Below are 15659 nucleotides of genomic sequence, written 5' to 3'. Positions count from 1 at the left end.
GGAAAAAACAGTTGTTGTGGGTTTTGCGGAAAATCACTGAGAGTGGCTGCGATTGGCCGGTTTGACGGCACGCGCGAGAGGCGGCGATACGTCCCCCTCAGCCTGCGGACGAACTTCCGGGGGCAAGTTCTCCCGCCATTCCCCGGCGACGGTGCCGGGAGGATGTGCGAACGGGCCGGGGTCACTGTAGTCTCGAGGTTTCTGCTCCCGGCGTACCTTGAACACGGTGAACATGCCGCCCATCTCCAGCGGGCCGTACTGGCCGCTGCCGGTCATCATCGGTACCGTGTTATCCGGCAGCGGCATTTCCATCGCGCCCATGTCGGCCATGCCGCGTTCGCCCATCAGCATGTAATCGGGCACGACCTTCTGGATCGTGCCCAGCAGGCCGCGGTGGTCGATGCCGATCATCGTCGGGACGTCGTGGCCCATCGCGTTCATGGTGTGGTGGCTCTTGTGGCAGTGCAGCGCCCAGTCTCCTTCCTCGTCGGCGATCAGCTCGATCTGCCGCATCTGGCCGACGGCGATATCGGTCGTGACCTCGGGCCAGCGCGACGCGGGCGGTGTCGGACCGCCGTCGGTGCCGGTGACGGTGAACTCGTGACCATGCAGGTGGATCGGGTGGTTGGTCATCGTCAGGTTGCCGACGCGGATACGTACGCGATCGTTCAGACGAACGTTCAGGCTGTCGATGGCCGGAAAGATGCGGCTGTTCCAGCACCAGATGTTGAAATCGGTCATCGTGTTGATCTTCGGTGTCCTGCTGCCCGGTTCGACATCGAACGCGTTGAGCAGGAAGCAGAAATCGCGATCGACCTGGCTAATGTGCGGGTGCCTGGTTTTCGGGTGCGTTACCCAGAAGCCCATCATGCCCATCGCCATCTGCACCATCTCGTCGGCGTGCGGGTGGTACATGAAGGTGCCGGGGCGACGTGCCTGAAAATCGTAAACGAAGGTCTTGCCTGACGGAATCTGTGGCTGGGTCAGGCCTCCGACCCCATCCATGCCGTTGGGCAGGCGCTGGCCGTGCCAGTGGACACTGGTGTGCTCGGGCAGACGATTGGTGACGAAGATGCGCACGCGATCACCTTCCACGACCTCGATCGTCGGCCCCGGGCTCTGTCCGTTGTAGCCCCACATGTTGACCTTGAAACCCGGCGCGACTTCGCGCACGACGGGTTCGGCCACGAGGTGGAATTCCTTGACGCCGTTGTTCATCCGCCAGGGAAGAGTCCACCCGTTGAGCGTGACCACGGGCGTGTAGGTCTGTCCCGATGCCGGGAAAAGAGGCGAGGCGGTTTCGGCGCTGTCGCGCATCACCGGATCGGGCAAAGCGGCGAGGGCCGGGCGTGAGACCGCGAGGGCGGCCATGCCGGTGCCAAGCCTGGTCAGGAATTGACGGCGTGGGTTCATGATCGTTCTTCCCTTTCAATGTGCCGCGGAGGCGTTTCCACCGCTCACGCCTTGGCCCAGAGAAACGAATCCTTCCAGTTCGCCCCCGAGCAGCACGTGCTGCAGGTCAGCATCGGCGATCCAGAAGGCCCGCAATGCTTCGGTGGCGGCGATAGCGGCTTCGGCTCGCCGGCGAGCCTCCGCAAGGACATCCCACACGCTCTTGAGCATCCCGTTGTAGTGCAGCACGGTTTCATCGGCCACCAACTCCTGCAGTGTCAGGAGCGTCTGTTGCCGCTGGGCGATTTCGTGGCCGGCGCGGTAGGCGTGCCACGCCAGCGCCGCGTCGGCCCGCATGCGCAGGGCGTTGGCGCGCGGAAGCACTTTCTCCAGTGCCTCGATTCGTTGTTGCACGGCCTTTTCCGACCAGATCGAAGCCGGCAAACCGGGCAGCTCTTCGGGAATATCGACGTCGGAATAGGGGGCGATCAGTCGTACGCTCCGGAGCAGTTCAGCCTGGGCCGTGGCGCGTGCATATCCGGTGTTCGCCACGTCAATGTGCGCCGTTTCCGTCGCAATCCGCACTCGTGCCTCCTGCAGACGGCTCCAGTTGCCGAGCCGAGCCATGCGTGCGCCGAGCTCGCCGGCAGCTTCGGCTGCGTGCAGCGCGACCTCTCTGTTTTTCAGGGCTTGCCGAGCCGCGACAGCATTGATCCATGCCTTTCGTGCGTCAGCCGCTACATCCAGAATTTCGTCGATCTCGTGGACGCGACGGCGCGCATCCGGATCGATATCGTTCAAGCGACCGGCAGCGGCAGGTTCGGCCGCCTGTGGTCCCAGCGTGGCCAACGCGGAGGCTAGCTCAAAGTGCGCGTTCCAGGCTTCGCGTACTGCTGCATCCGGAGTCCTCAGCACGATGCGTCCGACGGGCGTTCCCGCACTGGGCGCAACAGCGAGATTGGATTGTTCCCACTTGAGTACGTCGGCGTGCCCCCGTCCGTACCGGCCTACGGTGTCATTCGCGTCCCGCCAGTCGCCGCCCTCGTCAAATGAAACCGACTGCGCCAGTAGGGTTGCCGAAGCGCCGGCAAGCAGTCCTGCCAGCAAAAATCGACGGATCGAGCGGCAAGTAAATTCTCGGATCACGGTCTCTCCTCTCGCCAAGTCGCGTGCGAATCGAACCTGGCCATTCGCATCCCATTGGCGCAATGGTGTACCGCGCGATCTGACAGAACGCTGACGTGGGAATTACATTTCTGTAATCTTTTGCGGCGGGCCGTGAAAACGACGGAGAATTCCGAGCCTGAGGCGAAAAGAAAGGAAAGTAATGAAGATTCTGGTGGTCGAAGACGAAGCCAAAACCGGCACCTATCTGAAGCAGGGGCTGGCCGAAGCCGGTTTCGTTGTCGATCTGGCAGCCAACGGCTTCGACGGGCTGCATCTGGCAACCAGCGAGGGCTATGATCTGGCGATTCTCGATGTGATGCTTCCCGGCATCGACGGCTGGCAAATTCTCCAGGGCATCCGGCGCGCGGGGAGCGACATGCCGGTGCTGTTCCTCACTGCCCGTGACCAGATCGAGGATCGCGTCAAGGGGCTGGAACTCGGCGCCGACGATTACCTCGTCAAGCCTTTCGCCTTTTCCGAACTGCTGGCGCGAGTCAGGACGCTGTTGCGGCGCGGAAGCAAAAGCAAGGAGGCCGACGTGCTGCGCGCCGCCGATCTGGAACTCGATCTCCTGCGTCGCCGGGCGACCCGTGGCGGGCGGCGCATCGACCTGACGGCCAAGGAATTCGCCTTGCTCGAATTGCTGCTGCGGCGCCAAGGTGAGGTCCTGCCGCGTTCGCTGATCGCCTCGCAGGTGTGGGACATGAACTTCGACAGCGACACCAACGTGGTCGAGGTCGCCGTGCGCCGCCTGCGGGCGAAGATCGACGACGATTTCGAGGTGAAGCTGGTGCGTACCGTGCGCGGCATGGGTTACGTCCTCGACGTGCCGGAGGGGGCGGCGTGAAATCCGTCGGCCGCGCGTCGATCACGCTGCGCCTGACGGCGCTTTTTGCCACGGTGTCGACGCTGGTACTGCTCGCGCTCGGCTACCTGATCGGCAGCACGGTCGAGCGGCACTTCGTTGAACAGGATATCGAGGTGCTCACCGGCAAACTCGATCTGACGCAGCGTATCCTCGAAAGGGCGCGGTCGCGAACCGATCTGGTCGCCGTTCCACAGCAACTCGATGACGCGCTGGTCGGACACCGCGGGCTTGCCGTTGTCGTCGCTCTGCAAGACGGAGAGTTGCTGTTCGCCACCAGCGGCGCGGAATTTCCCGGCGTACTGCTCACCGGCCATCCTGCGTCCGATGTCGCGCATCCGCGTGTCTGGCACACCGCGCGGGGGACGCCGATGCGCGGTATCTCGGCGAGCGTGCCGACCGGCATTGCCGGGGTTCCGGCGGTGGTGGTCGGCGTAGCGACCGACATCACCCACCACGAACGGTATCTGGCCGGATTTCGTCTCACGCTGTGGGCCTTCGTCGCCTTCGCCGCTGTGTTGACCGGGCTGCTCGGATGGCTGGCGGTGCGCCGCGGCCTCGCGCCCCTGCAGGCGATGAAGCGCGAGGCGGAAAACATCACGGCGCAGCGCCTGCACGCCCGCCTGGCATTGGATGCCGTACCGGCAGAACTGGTCGATCTGGCGGATACGCTGAACGCGATGCTGGCGCGACTGGAGGAATCGTTCCGCCGGCTCTCGGATTTTTCGTCCGATCTGGCGCATGAATTTCGCACGCCGATCAGCAATCTGATGACCCAGACGCAGGTGATGCTGTCGCGGCCGCGCTCTCCCGACGAGTATCGCGACGTGCTTGCCTCGAACGTCGAAGAATACGAGCGGCTTTCGCGCATGGTTGCCGACATGCTGTTCATCGCCAAGGCCGAAGACGGACAGATCGTGCCCAACCGGGAAACGCTGGAACTGGCGCCGCTGGTCGACGATCTCGTGGAATTTCATCGGCTGGCGGCCGAGGAAAAGGATGTCGAACTGACGAGCGACGGCGAGGGGGAGATCCAGGGTGACCGGCTGATGGTTCGCCGGGCCATCAGCAACCTGCTGTCCAACGCCATCCGCCACACCCGTGTCGGTGGTCGTGTCACGCTAAGCCTTCGGCACAATGGTTCGGCTGTGGAAGTGGATGTGGCTAACACCGGAGAGGCTATTCCTCCCGAACATCTGCCGCGATTGTTCGATCGCTTTTACCGGGCCGACCCGTCGCGCGCCGGCGAAGGGTCGCACTCCGGCCTTGGCCTGGCCATCGTCAAATCGATCGTCGAGGCGCACGGCGGACATGTCGCCGCATTCTCGGCCGAAGGAACGACCACGTTCAGGCTGTCGTTCGAGCCTTGATTTTCAGAGCGATGTGTCAAATGGTTTGGTATCGTTGCGCGGTTCGCGACAACCCATTTGACTTCAGGAGCATCCCATGAGCGTGATCGGCAACTTTCTCTGGTTCATCCTAGGCGGCGTATTCATGGGCCTGGGATGGTGGCTGGCCGGGGTGCTGGCATTCCTCTCGATCGTCGGCATCCCGTGGGGGCGCGCCTGTTTCGTGATCGGTACCTTCACCTTCTTCCCGTTCGGCAAGGAAGCCATCGACCGGGAGGATCTTTCCGGCCAGGGGGATATCGGCACCGGAGGGTTCGGTGCCCTTGGCAACATCATCTGGTTCATCCTGGCCGGCTGGTGGCTGGCGCTCGGGCACGTGATGTCCGCGATCGCCTGCTTCGTGACCATCATCGGCATTCCGTTCGCCGTGCAGCATCTGAAGCTGGCCGGCATCGCGCTCGCGCCGATCGGGAAGACCATCGTGGACAAGGAGGTCGCCTCGGCGGCACGCGGCCGTCGGGCTGACGAGGAACTGTCGCGTATCAGAAGGGGGTAGTGACGGGGGCGGTGAAACCGCCAGCCGGTGCGCTGGCGGTTCAGCGGAGGGATGAAATCAGTCCTTCCCGCAGCACTGCTTGAACTTCTTCCCGCTGCCGCAGGGGCAGGGGTCGTTGCGGCCGATCCGGGGTTCGTCGTTGCGGATCGTCGCGACGCCGCGTTTGGCCAGCCAGAAGCGATAGATGTCGACCACCGCCTGTGGCAGGTCCTCCTCGCAGTCCTGCTCGATCTCCGTACGCTCGTCGCCTTCCGGCCATTCCTCGCCGTGTTCCCTGGCGGCGGCTTCGGCTTCGCCAGTCAGCACCATCAGGGGGAACAGGCGTTCGTCGAGGTAGTTGGTTTGTTCCTCGGCGTCCTCGCCGCGGCCCTCTTCGAGGCACTCGAACCAGTCTTCCGCCGCTTGGTCGACGCCGGCCAGGTAGGCCTGGCACCACGGCAGGTAGTCGCTCGGACTGTCTTCGGATTCATCCTTCGGGTAGAGCAGCAACACCGGCGGGTTGCCGGCCGCCAGATCGGCTTCAAGCGCCTTGGAAAACAGCCCGATGATCTGCGCGGCCTCCTGGCCGGCATCGCTGTCGAGCGCGTCTTCGCTGCCGAGGATGTCGACCAGTTGGTCGTCCGGGTCGATCTGCGTGGGGCCGGAAAGGGCTGCGCAGAGATAGCCCTGGAGTTCATCCAGGCGCATGGCTTCTTCCAGCGCGGGATCGTCGAGCAGGAATTCCAGACGATCGAGCAGTTGGTCGTCAAGAAGGGAGGGCGTTGTCGCTTGTTCGGTCATGGTGCTTACCCCCGTGTGTTGGATTGGGTGTCGAAATCGACCAGTTCAACCCGCGGCTGCGGTGTCCATCCGTCCTTGCGGTATTCGGCGACCACGTTGGTGAAGATGCCGCCGCGCACGAAGAACTTGGCGGTCACGCGCATGAAGCGGGGTTGAGTGGCCTGTACCAGGTCGTCGAGGATGCGGTTGGTGACGGCCTCGTGGAAGCAGCCTTCGTTGCGGAACGACCAGACGTAGAGCTTGAGACTCTTGAGTTCGACGCAGGTGTCTTCGGGAATGTAGTCGAGGAACAGGGTGGCGAAATCGGGCTGCCCCGTCTTGGGACAGAGGCAGGTGAATTCGGGGATTTCCATGTGGATGTGGAAATCGCGGTGCGGCGCGGGGGTGGGGAAGGTCTCGAGCGTCTTGGAAGGCTGGGTCGTCATGGCTGAATCGGTGGGTGGAACAAGATGCTATTATAGGCGGCCCGGCGCGTGGGTGTCGCCGTCATACCGAGCTTTCAAGACCTTAATTTGCACGCAGCCCCCGGCTGCGTTCTGTTTAATGCGCCTGACAAAACTAAAACTCGCCGGTTTCAAGTCGTTTGTCGACCCGACGACCATCGCCCTTCCCGGGCAGTTGGTCGGCGTCGTCGGCCCGAATGGCTGCGGCAAGTCGAACGTGATGGACGCGGTGCGCTGGGTGCTGGGCGAGTCGAAGGCCTCGGAACTGCGCGGCGAGTCGATGCAGGACGTCATCTTCAACGGCTCGGGTACCCGCAAAGCGGTGTCGCGCGCCTCCGTCGAACTGGTCTTCGACAATTCGCTCGGGCGCATCGCCGGGCAGTGGTCGCAATATACCGAGTTGTCGGTCAAGCGCGTGCTCACCCGCAACGGACAGTCCGAGTATTACATCAACAACCTGCACGTCCGGCGCAAGGACATTACCGACCTGTTTCTCGGCACCGGCCTGGGGCCGCGCGCCTACGCGATCATCGGGCAGGGGACGATCTCGCGCATCATCGAGGCGCGGCCGGATGAATTGCGCGTCTTCCTCGAAGAGGCCGCCGGCGTCACCAAGTACAAGGAACGACGCAAGGAAACCGAAGGGCGGCTCGCCGACACGCGCGAGAATCTCACCCGGGTCGAGGACATCCGCGCCGAACTCGGTTCGCAGATGGAGCGTCTGGAAGGACAGGCGGCGATCGCCCGGCAGTACCGCGAATACCACGACCAGATGACGCGCAAGCAGCAACTGCTCTGGCTGCTCAAGCGCAACGAGGCGCAGGCGGAACGCGAGCGGTTGGCGCACGAGATCGACGCCGCGGTCACGGGCCTCGAAGGGCAGAATGCCGCCTTGCGCGAGACGGAAGCGCGGCTGGAAGAAACCCGGGAACGGCACTTCGCCAACAGCGACGGTCTGCACACCGCCCAGAGCGCGCTGTTTACGGCCAACGCCGAAGTGGCGCGGCTGGAAGCGGAGATTCGCCACCGGCGCGAATCGCAGCATGAATACCAGTCCCGTCTAGCTCAGCTTGCCGAAGACAAGATCCATTGGGAAGGGCAGTTCGAAAAGCTCGAAGCAGATCACGAGCGCTGGCAGGAGTTGCTCCTGTTGGCCGACGAGCGCGTCGAACAGGGCGAAATGCGCCTCGCCGCGCAGCAGGAGCGGCTGCCGATGGCGGAAGACGCCTTCGCCGCGGCGCAGGACGAGGTGGGCAGCCAACGCAACGACCTGGCGCAGGCCGACAAGCGTCTGCAGGTCGAGATCGCCAACCATGGACACGCCCAGCGCTCGCTGCAGATCCTCGCCGGCCGCCGCGAACGGTTGCAGCAGGAACGGGGCGCGCTGCCGGTTCCCGATACCGAAGCGTACGAGATCAAGCAGGAAACGCTGGCCGAATTGCGCGAACGCATCGTCGAGGCGCAGGACGAAGTGGCGAGCCGCCAACGGGAATTGCCCTCGTTCGACCAGCAGCGGCGCGAGATCATGGCCCGCGTGCAGCATGCGCAGAAGGATCGCGCCGAGGCGCACGCTCGCCGTGCGGCCCTGGAGCAACTACAGCGACGGATGCAGGGCGACGGCAAGCTCAACGACTGGCTGCAGCGGCACCGCATCGACAACAGTCACCCGCTTTGGAAGTCGCTGCACGTCGAGGCCGGCTGGGAGGACGCGGTCGAGGCCGTGTTGCGCGAGCGCCTGAATGCGTTGCCGACCGGTGCTGTCGATCCGGCGTGGAGCACAGAGCGCCCGGGAGGCAAGCTGACATTGCTGTTGCCGCAAGCGGTGATTGCCGAGCCGGGCGAGGGCAGCCTGCGCACCCGTATTCGTTGCGACAACCCGGTGCTCTCCGCGGTGCTCGACGAATGGCTTGCCGAAGTCTTTGCCGTTGCCAGCCTGGGCGAGGCGCTGGCGCGGCGGGAAAATCTGAGTCCGGCGGCCTGTTGCGTGACCCCCGCCGGCGACATCGTCACCCGCCAGAGCGTGTTGCTGTTCGCGCCGGATGCGGCGGAACACGGCCTGCTCGAACGTCAGAGGGAAATCGACGAGCTGGCGGGAACGATTGTCACGCTGGAAGAGCGTGTCGAGGAAGAGCAGGGCCGTTTGGCCGAACTTGAAGCGCGGGCGGCGGATGCGCAGAATGCCCTGCAATCGGCGAGAAAACAGCTCGACGACCTGCAGGAACAGGCGCATGCCATCCAGGTCGAGACGCTCAAGCTGGCGCAGGCGCTGGACCGCTTCCGCGAGCGGCAGGCACAGATCGACGCCGCGCTCGAAGAGATGGCTGCGGAGGAAGAGACCGAGAACGAACGGCTGTTCATCGCCGAGGAGGCAATCGAAACGCAGCGCGAAGAAATCCGCGAACTGCAGCAGACGATGAGCGGCGCGCTGGGCCGCCTTGAACAGGCCGAGCGGGCCTTGCGCGACGAGCGCGAGCGCGTCAGTGCCGTCGAACGTGAATTGCGCGAAGCGCAGTTTTCGCAGCGCGAATGCCGCGGCAAGATCGACGAAGTCACCAACAACCGTGCTCTGGCGCAGAAGCAGATCGGCCGCATCGTCGACGAACTAGCTCACTGCGAGGAGAACGCGCAGGCCATGCAGGCAGAGGATCTGGAGCCCAAGCTGCAGGCCGCGCTCGAACAACGGGTCGCGTGCGAACAGGCTCTTGCGGCGGCGCGCGACGCGTTGGAGGTTGCCACCGCTGAACTGCGCGGACTCGAAGAGCAGCGGATGCGGGTCGAGCACAGTCTCGAGCCGCTGCGCGAACGGATCAGTGAATTGCGCCTCAAGGAACAGGCGGCGGCGCTCAACGTCGAGCAACTCGCCGGTCAACTTCAGGAAGTCAACGCCGACGAGGCCGGCCTGATGCCGGAGCTCGCCGGGGTGCGGCCGGGTCCGTTGCAGGGTGCGATCACCGGTTTGCAGCGATCGATCGAAGCGCTGGGCGCGGTCAACCTGGCGGCGCTGGACGAACTCGAATCCGCCCGCGAGCGCAAGGGTTTTCTCGACGCGCAGTCGGACGACTTGACGCAGGCGATGGAAACGCTGGAGAACGCCATCCGGCGGATCGACCGGGAAACGCGCGATCTTCTGCAATCGACCTACGACGCGGTCAACCGCAGCTTTGGCGAACTGTTCCCGATCCTCTTCGGCGGTGGCGAAGCCAAGCTGATCATGACCGGCGAGGAAATCCTCGATGCTGGCGTGCAGGTCATGGCCCAGCCGCCGGGCAAAAAGAACTCGACGATTCACTTGCTGTCCGGCGGCGAAAAGGCATTGACGGCGATCGCCCTGGTGTTCGCCATGTTCCAGCTCAATCCGGCGCCGTTCTGCCTGCTTGACGAAGTGGATGCGCCGCTGGACGATACCAACACCGAACGTTTTTGCGCGATGGTGCGGCGCATGTCGGCCAATACCCAGTTCCTGTTCATCAGCCACAACAAGATCGCCATGGAAATGGCGCAGCAACTGGTCGGCGTGACGATGCAGGAGTCGGGTGTTTCACGCATCGTCGAAGTGGATATGGAAGAAGCGCTGCGGATGCGCGAACAGATCGTTTAGGACGAAATATGACCGAATTGCAGATGGGGTTGATTGGCCTGGGCGCGGTTGCCGTGGTGGGCGTGCTGGGATACAACAAGTGGCAGGAGGTCCGTCAGCGCAAGGCGGCGGAGACGGCGATGAAAGCCAGCCATCCGGACGTGCTGCTTGAGACACCCTCGGATGATGCTTCGCGCGTTCAGACTCATGAGGCAGATGCGTTTCCTGGCCAGGATCTGCAACCGAACAATCCTGAAATCGGCTCGCCGCGTCATGCGCCGCTATCTGGCGAGCGCATCGAGCCGGTTCTCGGTGACGAATCTTTTGCGCAGCCGGGGATTGCGCCAGAGCAGGACGATTCCGCTGCGTTGGACGAGAGTGCGAAAGAGTACGCGCCGTCTCCAGAGGTTTCTCCCGTGCCTGCGCAGGTAGAGATGCCTCCTCCCGCACCACGCCGGGCTGCCCAGGCCCGACCGATGACCGAGACACAACTCTTGACCCCGCACGCCGATTTCATCGCGGCCATCGACGCCGTCGAACCTGCTCCTGCATCGCGCATCGCGGAAGCGCAGCGGGATCTGCAGGCGCGCGTGCGCAAGCCGGTCCGCTTCGTTGGCTACAACGAGGAAAACGGCGAGTGGGAAAGTGTCTCAGGGGAAAGCGCGGCCGAGTACCGCCATCTCCGCGTCGGTCTGCAATTGGCCAACCGGCAAGGTCCGGTGTCCGATGACGAATTGACGGTTTTTTCCGTCACCGTGCAGGATTTTGCCGATCAGCTCATGGGCCTCGTCGAGCTGCCGCATCGCCAGCCGGCGCTCGATGCCGCTGCGAAACTCGATGAGTTCTGTGCCGGCGTGGACATCCAGATCGGCATCAACGTGATCAGCGAGGGGCAGGCGTTTCCCGGCACCAAGCTGCGTGCCTTGGCCGAGGCGGCCGGGATGACGCTCGACGCGGGCAAGCGCTTCGTGCGCCGCGACGACGATGGCAACATTCTCTATGTCCTGCTGAATCAGGATCCGTCGGGCTTTTCCGCGGAAACGATCAAGACACTGAATGCGCAGGGTCTGACCTTCCTTCTCGATGTACCGTGCGTGGCGCACGGGGAGAGGGTATTCAACCAGATGGTCGATACGGCGCGGCGTTTCGCCGACGTCCTTCACGGTGCCCTGGTCGATGACAACCGCCGCCCCCTCTCGGAAAAGGCGCTGGAACCGATCCGCAAGCAGATCACGCAATATCAGGCGGTGCTCGCCGAGCACGACTTGCACGCCGGCAGTCCGCTGGCCCGACGCCTGTTCTCCTGATACGGACGCCGACAGGATGGACGTTGTGGAACGACTGCGGGAACTGCGTGCCGAAATCGAAGCGCACGATCATCGTTATTACGTCCTTGACGATCCGCTAATTTCCGATGCCGAGTACGATCGGCTGTTTCGCGAACTGCAGGCGCTCGAAGCCGCGCACCCAGAACTCGTAACGTGCGATTCGCCGACGCAGCGGGTGGGGGGAAAAGCGCTCGAATCGTTCCGGCCGGTGCGCCACGTCGTGCCGATGCTCTCGATCCGCACCGAGACGGACACGGAGGCGAGCGGCGCCTACGCCTTCGATGCGCGGGTGCGCAACCAGTTGGGACTCGCCGAGAATGATCCGCCGGTCGAGTACGCCGCCGAACTGAAATTCGACGGTCTGGCAATTAACCTGCGCTACGAAGCAGGGGTTCTGGTATGTGCCGTGACGCGCGGCGACGGCGAGACCGGCGAGGATGTCACCGAGAACGTGCGAACGGTCAACCAGGTGCCGTTGCGCCTGCATGCCGCCCATCCTCCCGAAGTGCTTGAAGTGCGCGGCGAGGTGTACATGAAGCGGGCCGACTTCGAGCGCTTCAACGCCCGTGCGCTGAGCCGGGGTGAAAAGACGCTGGTCAACCCGCGCAATGGCGCGGCGGGGAGTATCCGCCAGCTCGACTCCCGGATCGCGGCAACCCGGCCGCTGTCCTTTTTCGCCTACGGTCTGGGCGAAACCAAAGGATGGGCTGTTCCACAGACGCATAGCGAGGTGCTGGATGCCCTCGTTACCTTGGGGCTCCCGGTATGTCCCGAACGCGCCGTCCTGAGCGGCCCCGAGGCATTGGCCGCGTTTCACGCCCGCGTCGGCGAGCGGCGCGGACAGCTGCAGTTCGATATCGACGGCGTGGTTTATAAGGTCAATTCGCTGGCGCTGCAGCAGGAGTTGGGGTTCGTTTCACGCGAGCCGCGCTGGGCCGTGGCGCACAAGTACCCCGCCGAAGAGGCGACGACCGAGGTGCTCGGCATCGACGTGCAGGTCGGCCGTACCGGCGCGCTGACACCGGTTGCACGGCTGGCGCCCGTTTTCGTCGGCGGGGTGACTGTGACCAACGCGACCTTGCACAATGAGGATGAGGTCCGACGCAAGGATGTGCGTATCAGCGACACGGTGGTAGTGCGACGCGCCGGTGATGTCATCCCCGAGGTGGTGCGCTCCCTCCCCGAGAAACGCCCGATTCTCGCGCCGGAGTTTGTCATGCCGGCCACCTGTCCGGTCTGCGGCTCGCACGTCGTCCGGGCAGAAGACGAGGCGGTGGCCCGCTGCAGCGGCGGACTCTACTGCCCGGCGCAGCGCAAGCAGGCCCTGCTGCACTTTGCTTCGCGGCGGGCGATGGACATCGAGGGTCTCGGCGACAAACTGGTCGAACAGCTCGTCGACAACGATCTGGTGCATACCCCGGCCGATCTCTATCGGCTGGATCGGTCGGTGCTCGTCAATCTCGAACGGATGGCGGAAAAATCGGCGGATAACCTGCTGGCGGCGATTGAAGAGAGCAAGCAGACAACCCTCGCCCGTTTCATCTTTGCGCTCGGCATCCGCAATGTCGGCGAAGCGACGGCCAAGGACCTCGCTCGGCATTTCGGCAGCCTGGAACGCCTGCTGGCCGCAGATGAGTCTGCCTTGCTAGAGGTAGCGGATGTCGGTCCGGTGGTGGCGCAATGCCTGCGGCAGTTTCTCGATGAGCCGCACAATATCGAGGTTGTCCGGCAACTTCGCGCCGCCGGTGTCGCCTGGACCGAAGGCGAACCGCAGCCGACCGGCGGAGCACTCTCCGGCAAGACATTTGTTTTGACCGGCACCTTGCCCTCGCTTTCGCGGGAACAGGCCAAGGCGCTGATCGAGGGCGCCGGCGGCAAGGTGAGCGGATCGGTGTCGAAAAGGACGGATTATGTCGTTGCTGGCGCAGAAGCGGGCTCCAAGCTCGAAAAGGCTGTTTCGCTAAATCTGAATGTCATTGATGAGGCACAATTGCGGTCGCTCCTCGACAACTGAAAGGATCTAACAATGAGCAAGCTTAAAAAAGCCGTATTCCCCGTCGCCGGTCTCGGAACCCGTTTTCTCCCGGCGACCAAGGCTAGTCCGAAGGAAATGATGCCGATCGTGGATAAGCCGCTGATCCAGTATGCGGTCGAGGAGGCCGTGGCGGCGGGCGTGACCGACATGATCTTTGTTACCGGGCGGACAAAACGGGCAATCGAGGACCATTTCGACAAGGCATACGAACTGGAAAGCGAGCTGGCACTGCGGCACAAGACCGAAATGCTCGAGTTCGTCCAGAACATGCTGCCGAAAAATATCAACTGCATCTACATCCGCCAGCCCGAAGCGCTTGGCCTGGGGCATGCGATCCTCTGCGCCAAGCCGGTGATCGGCAACGAGCCATTTGCCGTCCTGCTGGCCGACGACCTGCTCGACGGCGAACCGCCGGTCATGAAGCAGATGGCCGACGTATTCGACTACTATCGCTGTTCGGTGATCGGCGTGCTCGACGTGCCGTTGGCCGATACTCGCAGCTACGGCATCGTCAAGTCGGCGCCGGTCGCCGATCGGATCGAGCGGATCGAGGCGATCGTCGAGAAGCCCAAGCCCGAAGAGGCGCCATCGACCCTCGGTGTGGTCGGACGTTACATCCTCACGCCACGCATCTTCCATCATCTGGAAAACGTGACGCCGGGTTCCGGCGGCGAAATCCAGCTAACCGACGGCATCGCTTCGTTGCTGCGCGAAGAGCAGGTCCTGGCACATCGTTATCAGGGCACGCGTTACGATTGCGGCTCCAAGCTCGGCTATCTGCAGGCGACCGTCGAGTTGGGCATGCGTCATCATGAAGTCGGCGAGGAATTCGCCAATTACCTTAAAAAACTGGAACACGAATGACAGATATTCTGGAAGCGAGGGAGATTCTGGGCAACGCGGAGGTCATCCATTCGGCCGAGACCGTGTCGGCCGCGGTAAGCCGTGTGGCCGGGGAAATCACCGAGAAACTGGGTGAAACGAACCCGCTGGTACTCTGCGTCATGAGCGGCGGCGTGCCGTTTGCCGGCCAGCTGCTGACGCAGCTGGAGTTCCCGCTCGACTTCGACTACATGCACGTGACCCGCTACGGCAAGGAAACATCGGGCGGCGCGTTGTCCTGGCGCTCGGCGCCCTGGACGTCGGTGGAAGGGCGCACGGTGCTGATTCTCGACGACATCCTCGATGAGGGCCTAACCCTGGCTGCCATCGTCGAACGGCTGCAGGAGCTCGGCGCGAAAGCCTGCTACACGGCGGTGGCAACCGACAAGCTGAACGGCAAGGTGAAGCCGATTCAGGCGGATTTCGTGGCGCTGACTGTTCCCGACCGTTTCGTCTTCGGCTTCGGCATGGACGTCAGTGGCAAGTGGCGCAACCTCGCAGCCATCTATGCGATGAAGGAAAACTGATCATGCTGGCAGTCATTGGCGGAAGCGGATTGAGCCAACTGGCCAATCTCGATGTGTCACACCGTGAGGTCTTGCGTACTCCCTACGGCGAAGCCTCCGGTGCGGTGACATTCGGGCAGATTTGTGGCCGCCCGGTGGCGTTTCTGGCCCGACACGGCTACGGGCACACCATCCCGCCGCACGAGGTGAATTACCGGGCGAACATCTGGGCACTGTGCAAGCGCGGCGCCACGGCCATTGTTTCGGTGGCCTCGGTTGGCGGCATCCGGGCCGACCTCCGGCCAGGCGATGTGATCATCCCGCACCAGATCATCGACTACACTTGGGGGCGGAGGATGACGTACCACGAGGGGCACGATAGCCCGGTCGTGCACATCGATTTCACCGAGCCCTACGACGGTGCGTTGCGCGCCCAGCTGATCAAGGCGGCCAGACTCGCCGGCGTCGCCGTCAAGGATTCGGCGGTCTATGCCGCGACGCAGGGCCCCCGCCTGGAAACCGCGGCGGAGATCAACCGCTACGAGCGTGACGGTGCCGACGTCGTGGGTATGACCGGCATGCCGGAAGCTGCCTTGGCCAGAGAATTGAATGTGCCTTACGCGGCCATCAACGTGGTGTCCAACTACGCGGCGGGCCGGGCCGACAGTCTCAACGGAATCAGTTTCGACGCCATCGAGGCGGTCCTGCAGGAGTCCATGGGGCACGTGCGCTCCGTCATCGAAAGCCTGGTGGGCTGTGGCGATCCATCCTGTTCTTAG

13 protein-coding genes are annotated in these 15659 nt (G+C 63.6%); 9 read left to right on the top strand and 4 right to left on the bottom strand.

The features are described from left to right. Nucleotides 1-33 precede the first annotated feature (33 nt). Complete coding sequence (locus tag BO74_RS02150) at nt 34-1413, bottom strand: multicopper oxidase family protein (protein WP_496439668.1); 1380 nt, start codon at nt 1411-1413, stop codon at nt 34-36. Nucleotides 1414-1428: 15 nt separating this feature from the next. Then, nucleotides 1429-2538: a hypothetical protein gene (locus tag BO74_RS02145; RefSeq protein ID WP_496439667.1), complete on the bottom strand. Its 1110-nt coding sequence runs from the start codon at nt 2536-2538 to the stop codon at nt 1429-1431. Nucleotides 2539-2719: 181 nt separating this feature from the next. Between BO74_RS02145 and BO74_RS02140 the strand changes: the two genes are divergently transcribed. From BO74_RS02140 to BO74_RS02130, 3 genes are all read left to right on the top strand, one after another. Continuing rightward, nucleotides 2720-3406, top strand: coding sequence for a heavy metal response regulator transcription factor (locus BO74_RS02140; protein WP_496439666.1), 687 nt, complete (start codon nt 2720-2722; stop codon nt 3404-3406). Continuing rightward, nucleotides 3403-4794 (top strand): heavy metal sensor histidine kinase, encoded by a 1392-nt coding sequence (locus BO74_RS02135; RefSeq protein ID WP_496439665.1) that lies wholly within the window; start codon nt 3403-3405, stop codon nt 4792-4794. The genes BO74_RS02140 and BO74_RS02135 overlap by 4 nt, the downstream gene beginning before the upstream one ends. Nucleotides 4795-4870: 76 nt before the next feature. Continuing rightward, complete coding sequence (locus BO74_RS02130; RefSeq protein ID WP_496439664.1) at nt 4871-5329, top strand: YccF domain-containing protein; 459 nt, start codon at nt 4871-4873, stop codon at nt 5327-5329. Nucleotides 5330-5386: 57 nt separating this feature from the next. On the opposite strand, the gene BO74_RS02125 is transcribed toward BO74_RS02130, so the two are convergent. Together BO74_RS02125 and queF are read right to left on the bottom strand one after the other, a co-directional pair. Continuing rightward, nucleotides 5387-6109, bottom strand: a complete 723-nt coding sequence (locus tag BO74_RS02125; protein ID WP_496439663.1) for a UPF0149 family protein — start codon at nt 6107-6109, stop codon at nt 5387-5389. 5 nt (nt 6110-6114) lie between these two features. Further along, nucleotides 6115-6534 (bottom strand): preQ(1) synthase, encoded by a 420-nt coding sequence (gene queF / locus BO74_RS02120; protein ID WP_496439662.1) that lies wholly within the window; start codon nt 6532-6534, stop codon nt 6115-6117. A gap of 118 nt (nt 6535-6652) precedes the next feature. Here queF and smc point away from each other — a divergent pair, with 118 nt between their 5' ends. Genes smc through BO74_RS02090 form a run of 6 tightly spaced genes read left to right on the top strand, consistent with a single transcriptional unit; the run spans nt 6653 to nt 15659 of the window. After that, entirely contained in the window at nt 6653-10150 is a 3498-nt protein-coding gene (gene smc, locus BO74_RS02115) for a chromosome segregation protein SMC (RefSeq protein WP_496439661.1), read from the top strand. A gap of 8 nt (nt 10151-10158) precedes the next feature. Further along, nucleotides 10159-11436, top strand: coding sequence for a cell division protein ZipA C-terminal FtsZ-binding domain-containing protein (locus tag BO74_RS02110; RefSeq protein ID WP_496439660.1), 1278 nt, complete (start codon nt 10159-10161; stop codon nt 11434-11436). Between the two features lie 16 nt (nt 11437-11452). After that, nucleotides 11453-13471, top strand: coding sequence for an NAD-dependent DNA ligase LigA (gene ligA / locus BO74_RS02105; protein WP_496439659.1), 2019 nt, complete (start codon nt 11453-11455; stop codon nt 13469-13471). A 12-nt stretch (nt 13472-13483) separates the two neighbouring features. Next, entirely contained in the window at nt 13484-14356 is an 873-nt protein-coding gene (gene galU / locus BO74_RS02100) for a UTP--glucose-1-phosphate uridylyltransferase GalU (RefSeq protein WP_496439658.1), read from the top strand. Next, a complete protein-coding gene (locus tag BO74_RS02095; protein ID WP_496439656.1) occupies nt 14353-14901 on the top strand; it encodes a hypoxanthine-guanine phosphoribosyltransferase in 549 nt (182 codons plus the stop codon). The genes galU and BO74_RS02095 overlap by 4 nt, the downstream gene beginning before the upstream one ends. A gap of 2 nt (nt 14902-14903) precedes the next feature. Next, the gene (locus BO74_RS02090) at nt 14904-15659 is read left to right on the top strand and encodes an S-methyl-5'-thioinosine phosphorylase (protein WP_496439655.1); all 756 of its coding nucleotides are present in this window, start codon (nt 14904-14906) and stop codon (nt 15657-15659) included.

Source organism: Propionivibrio pelophilus DSM 12018 (genome assembly GCF_059569095.1).
Note: the sequence above shows the minus strand (reverse complement) of the source record. Positions and strands in the feature narration are given on the sequence as shown.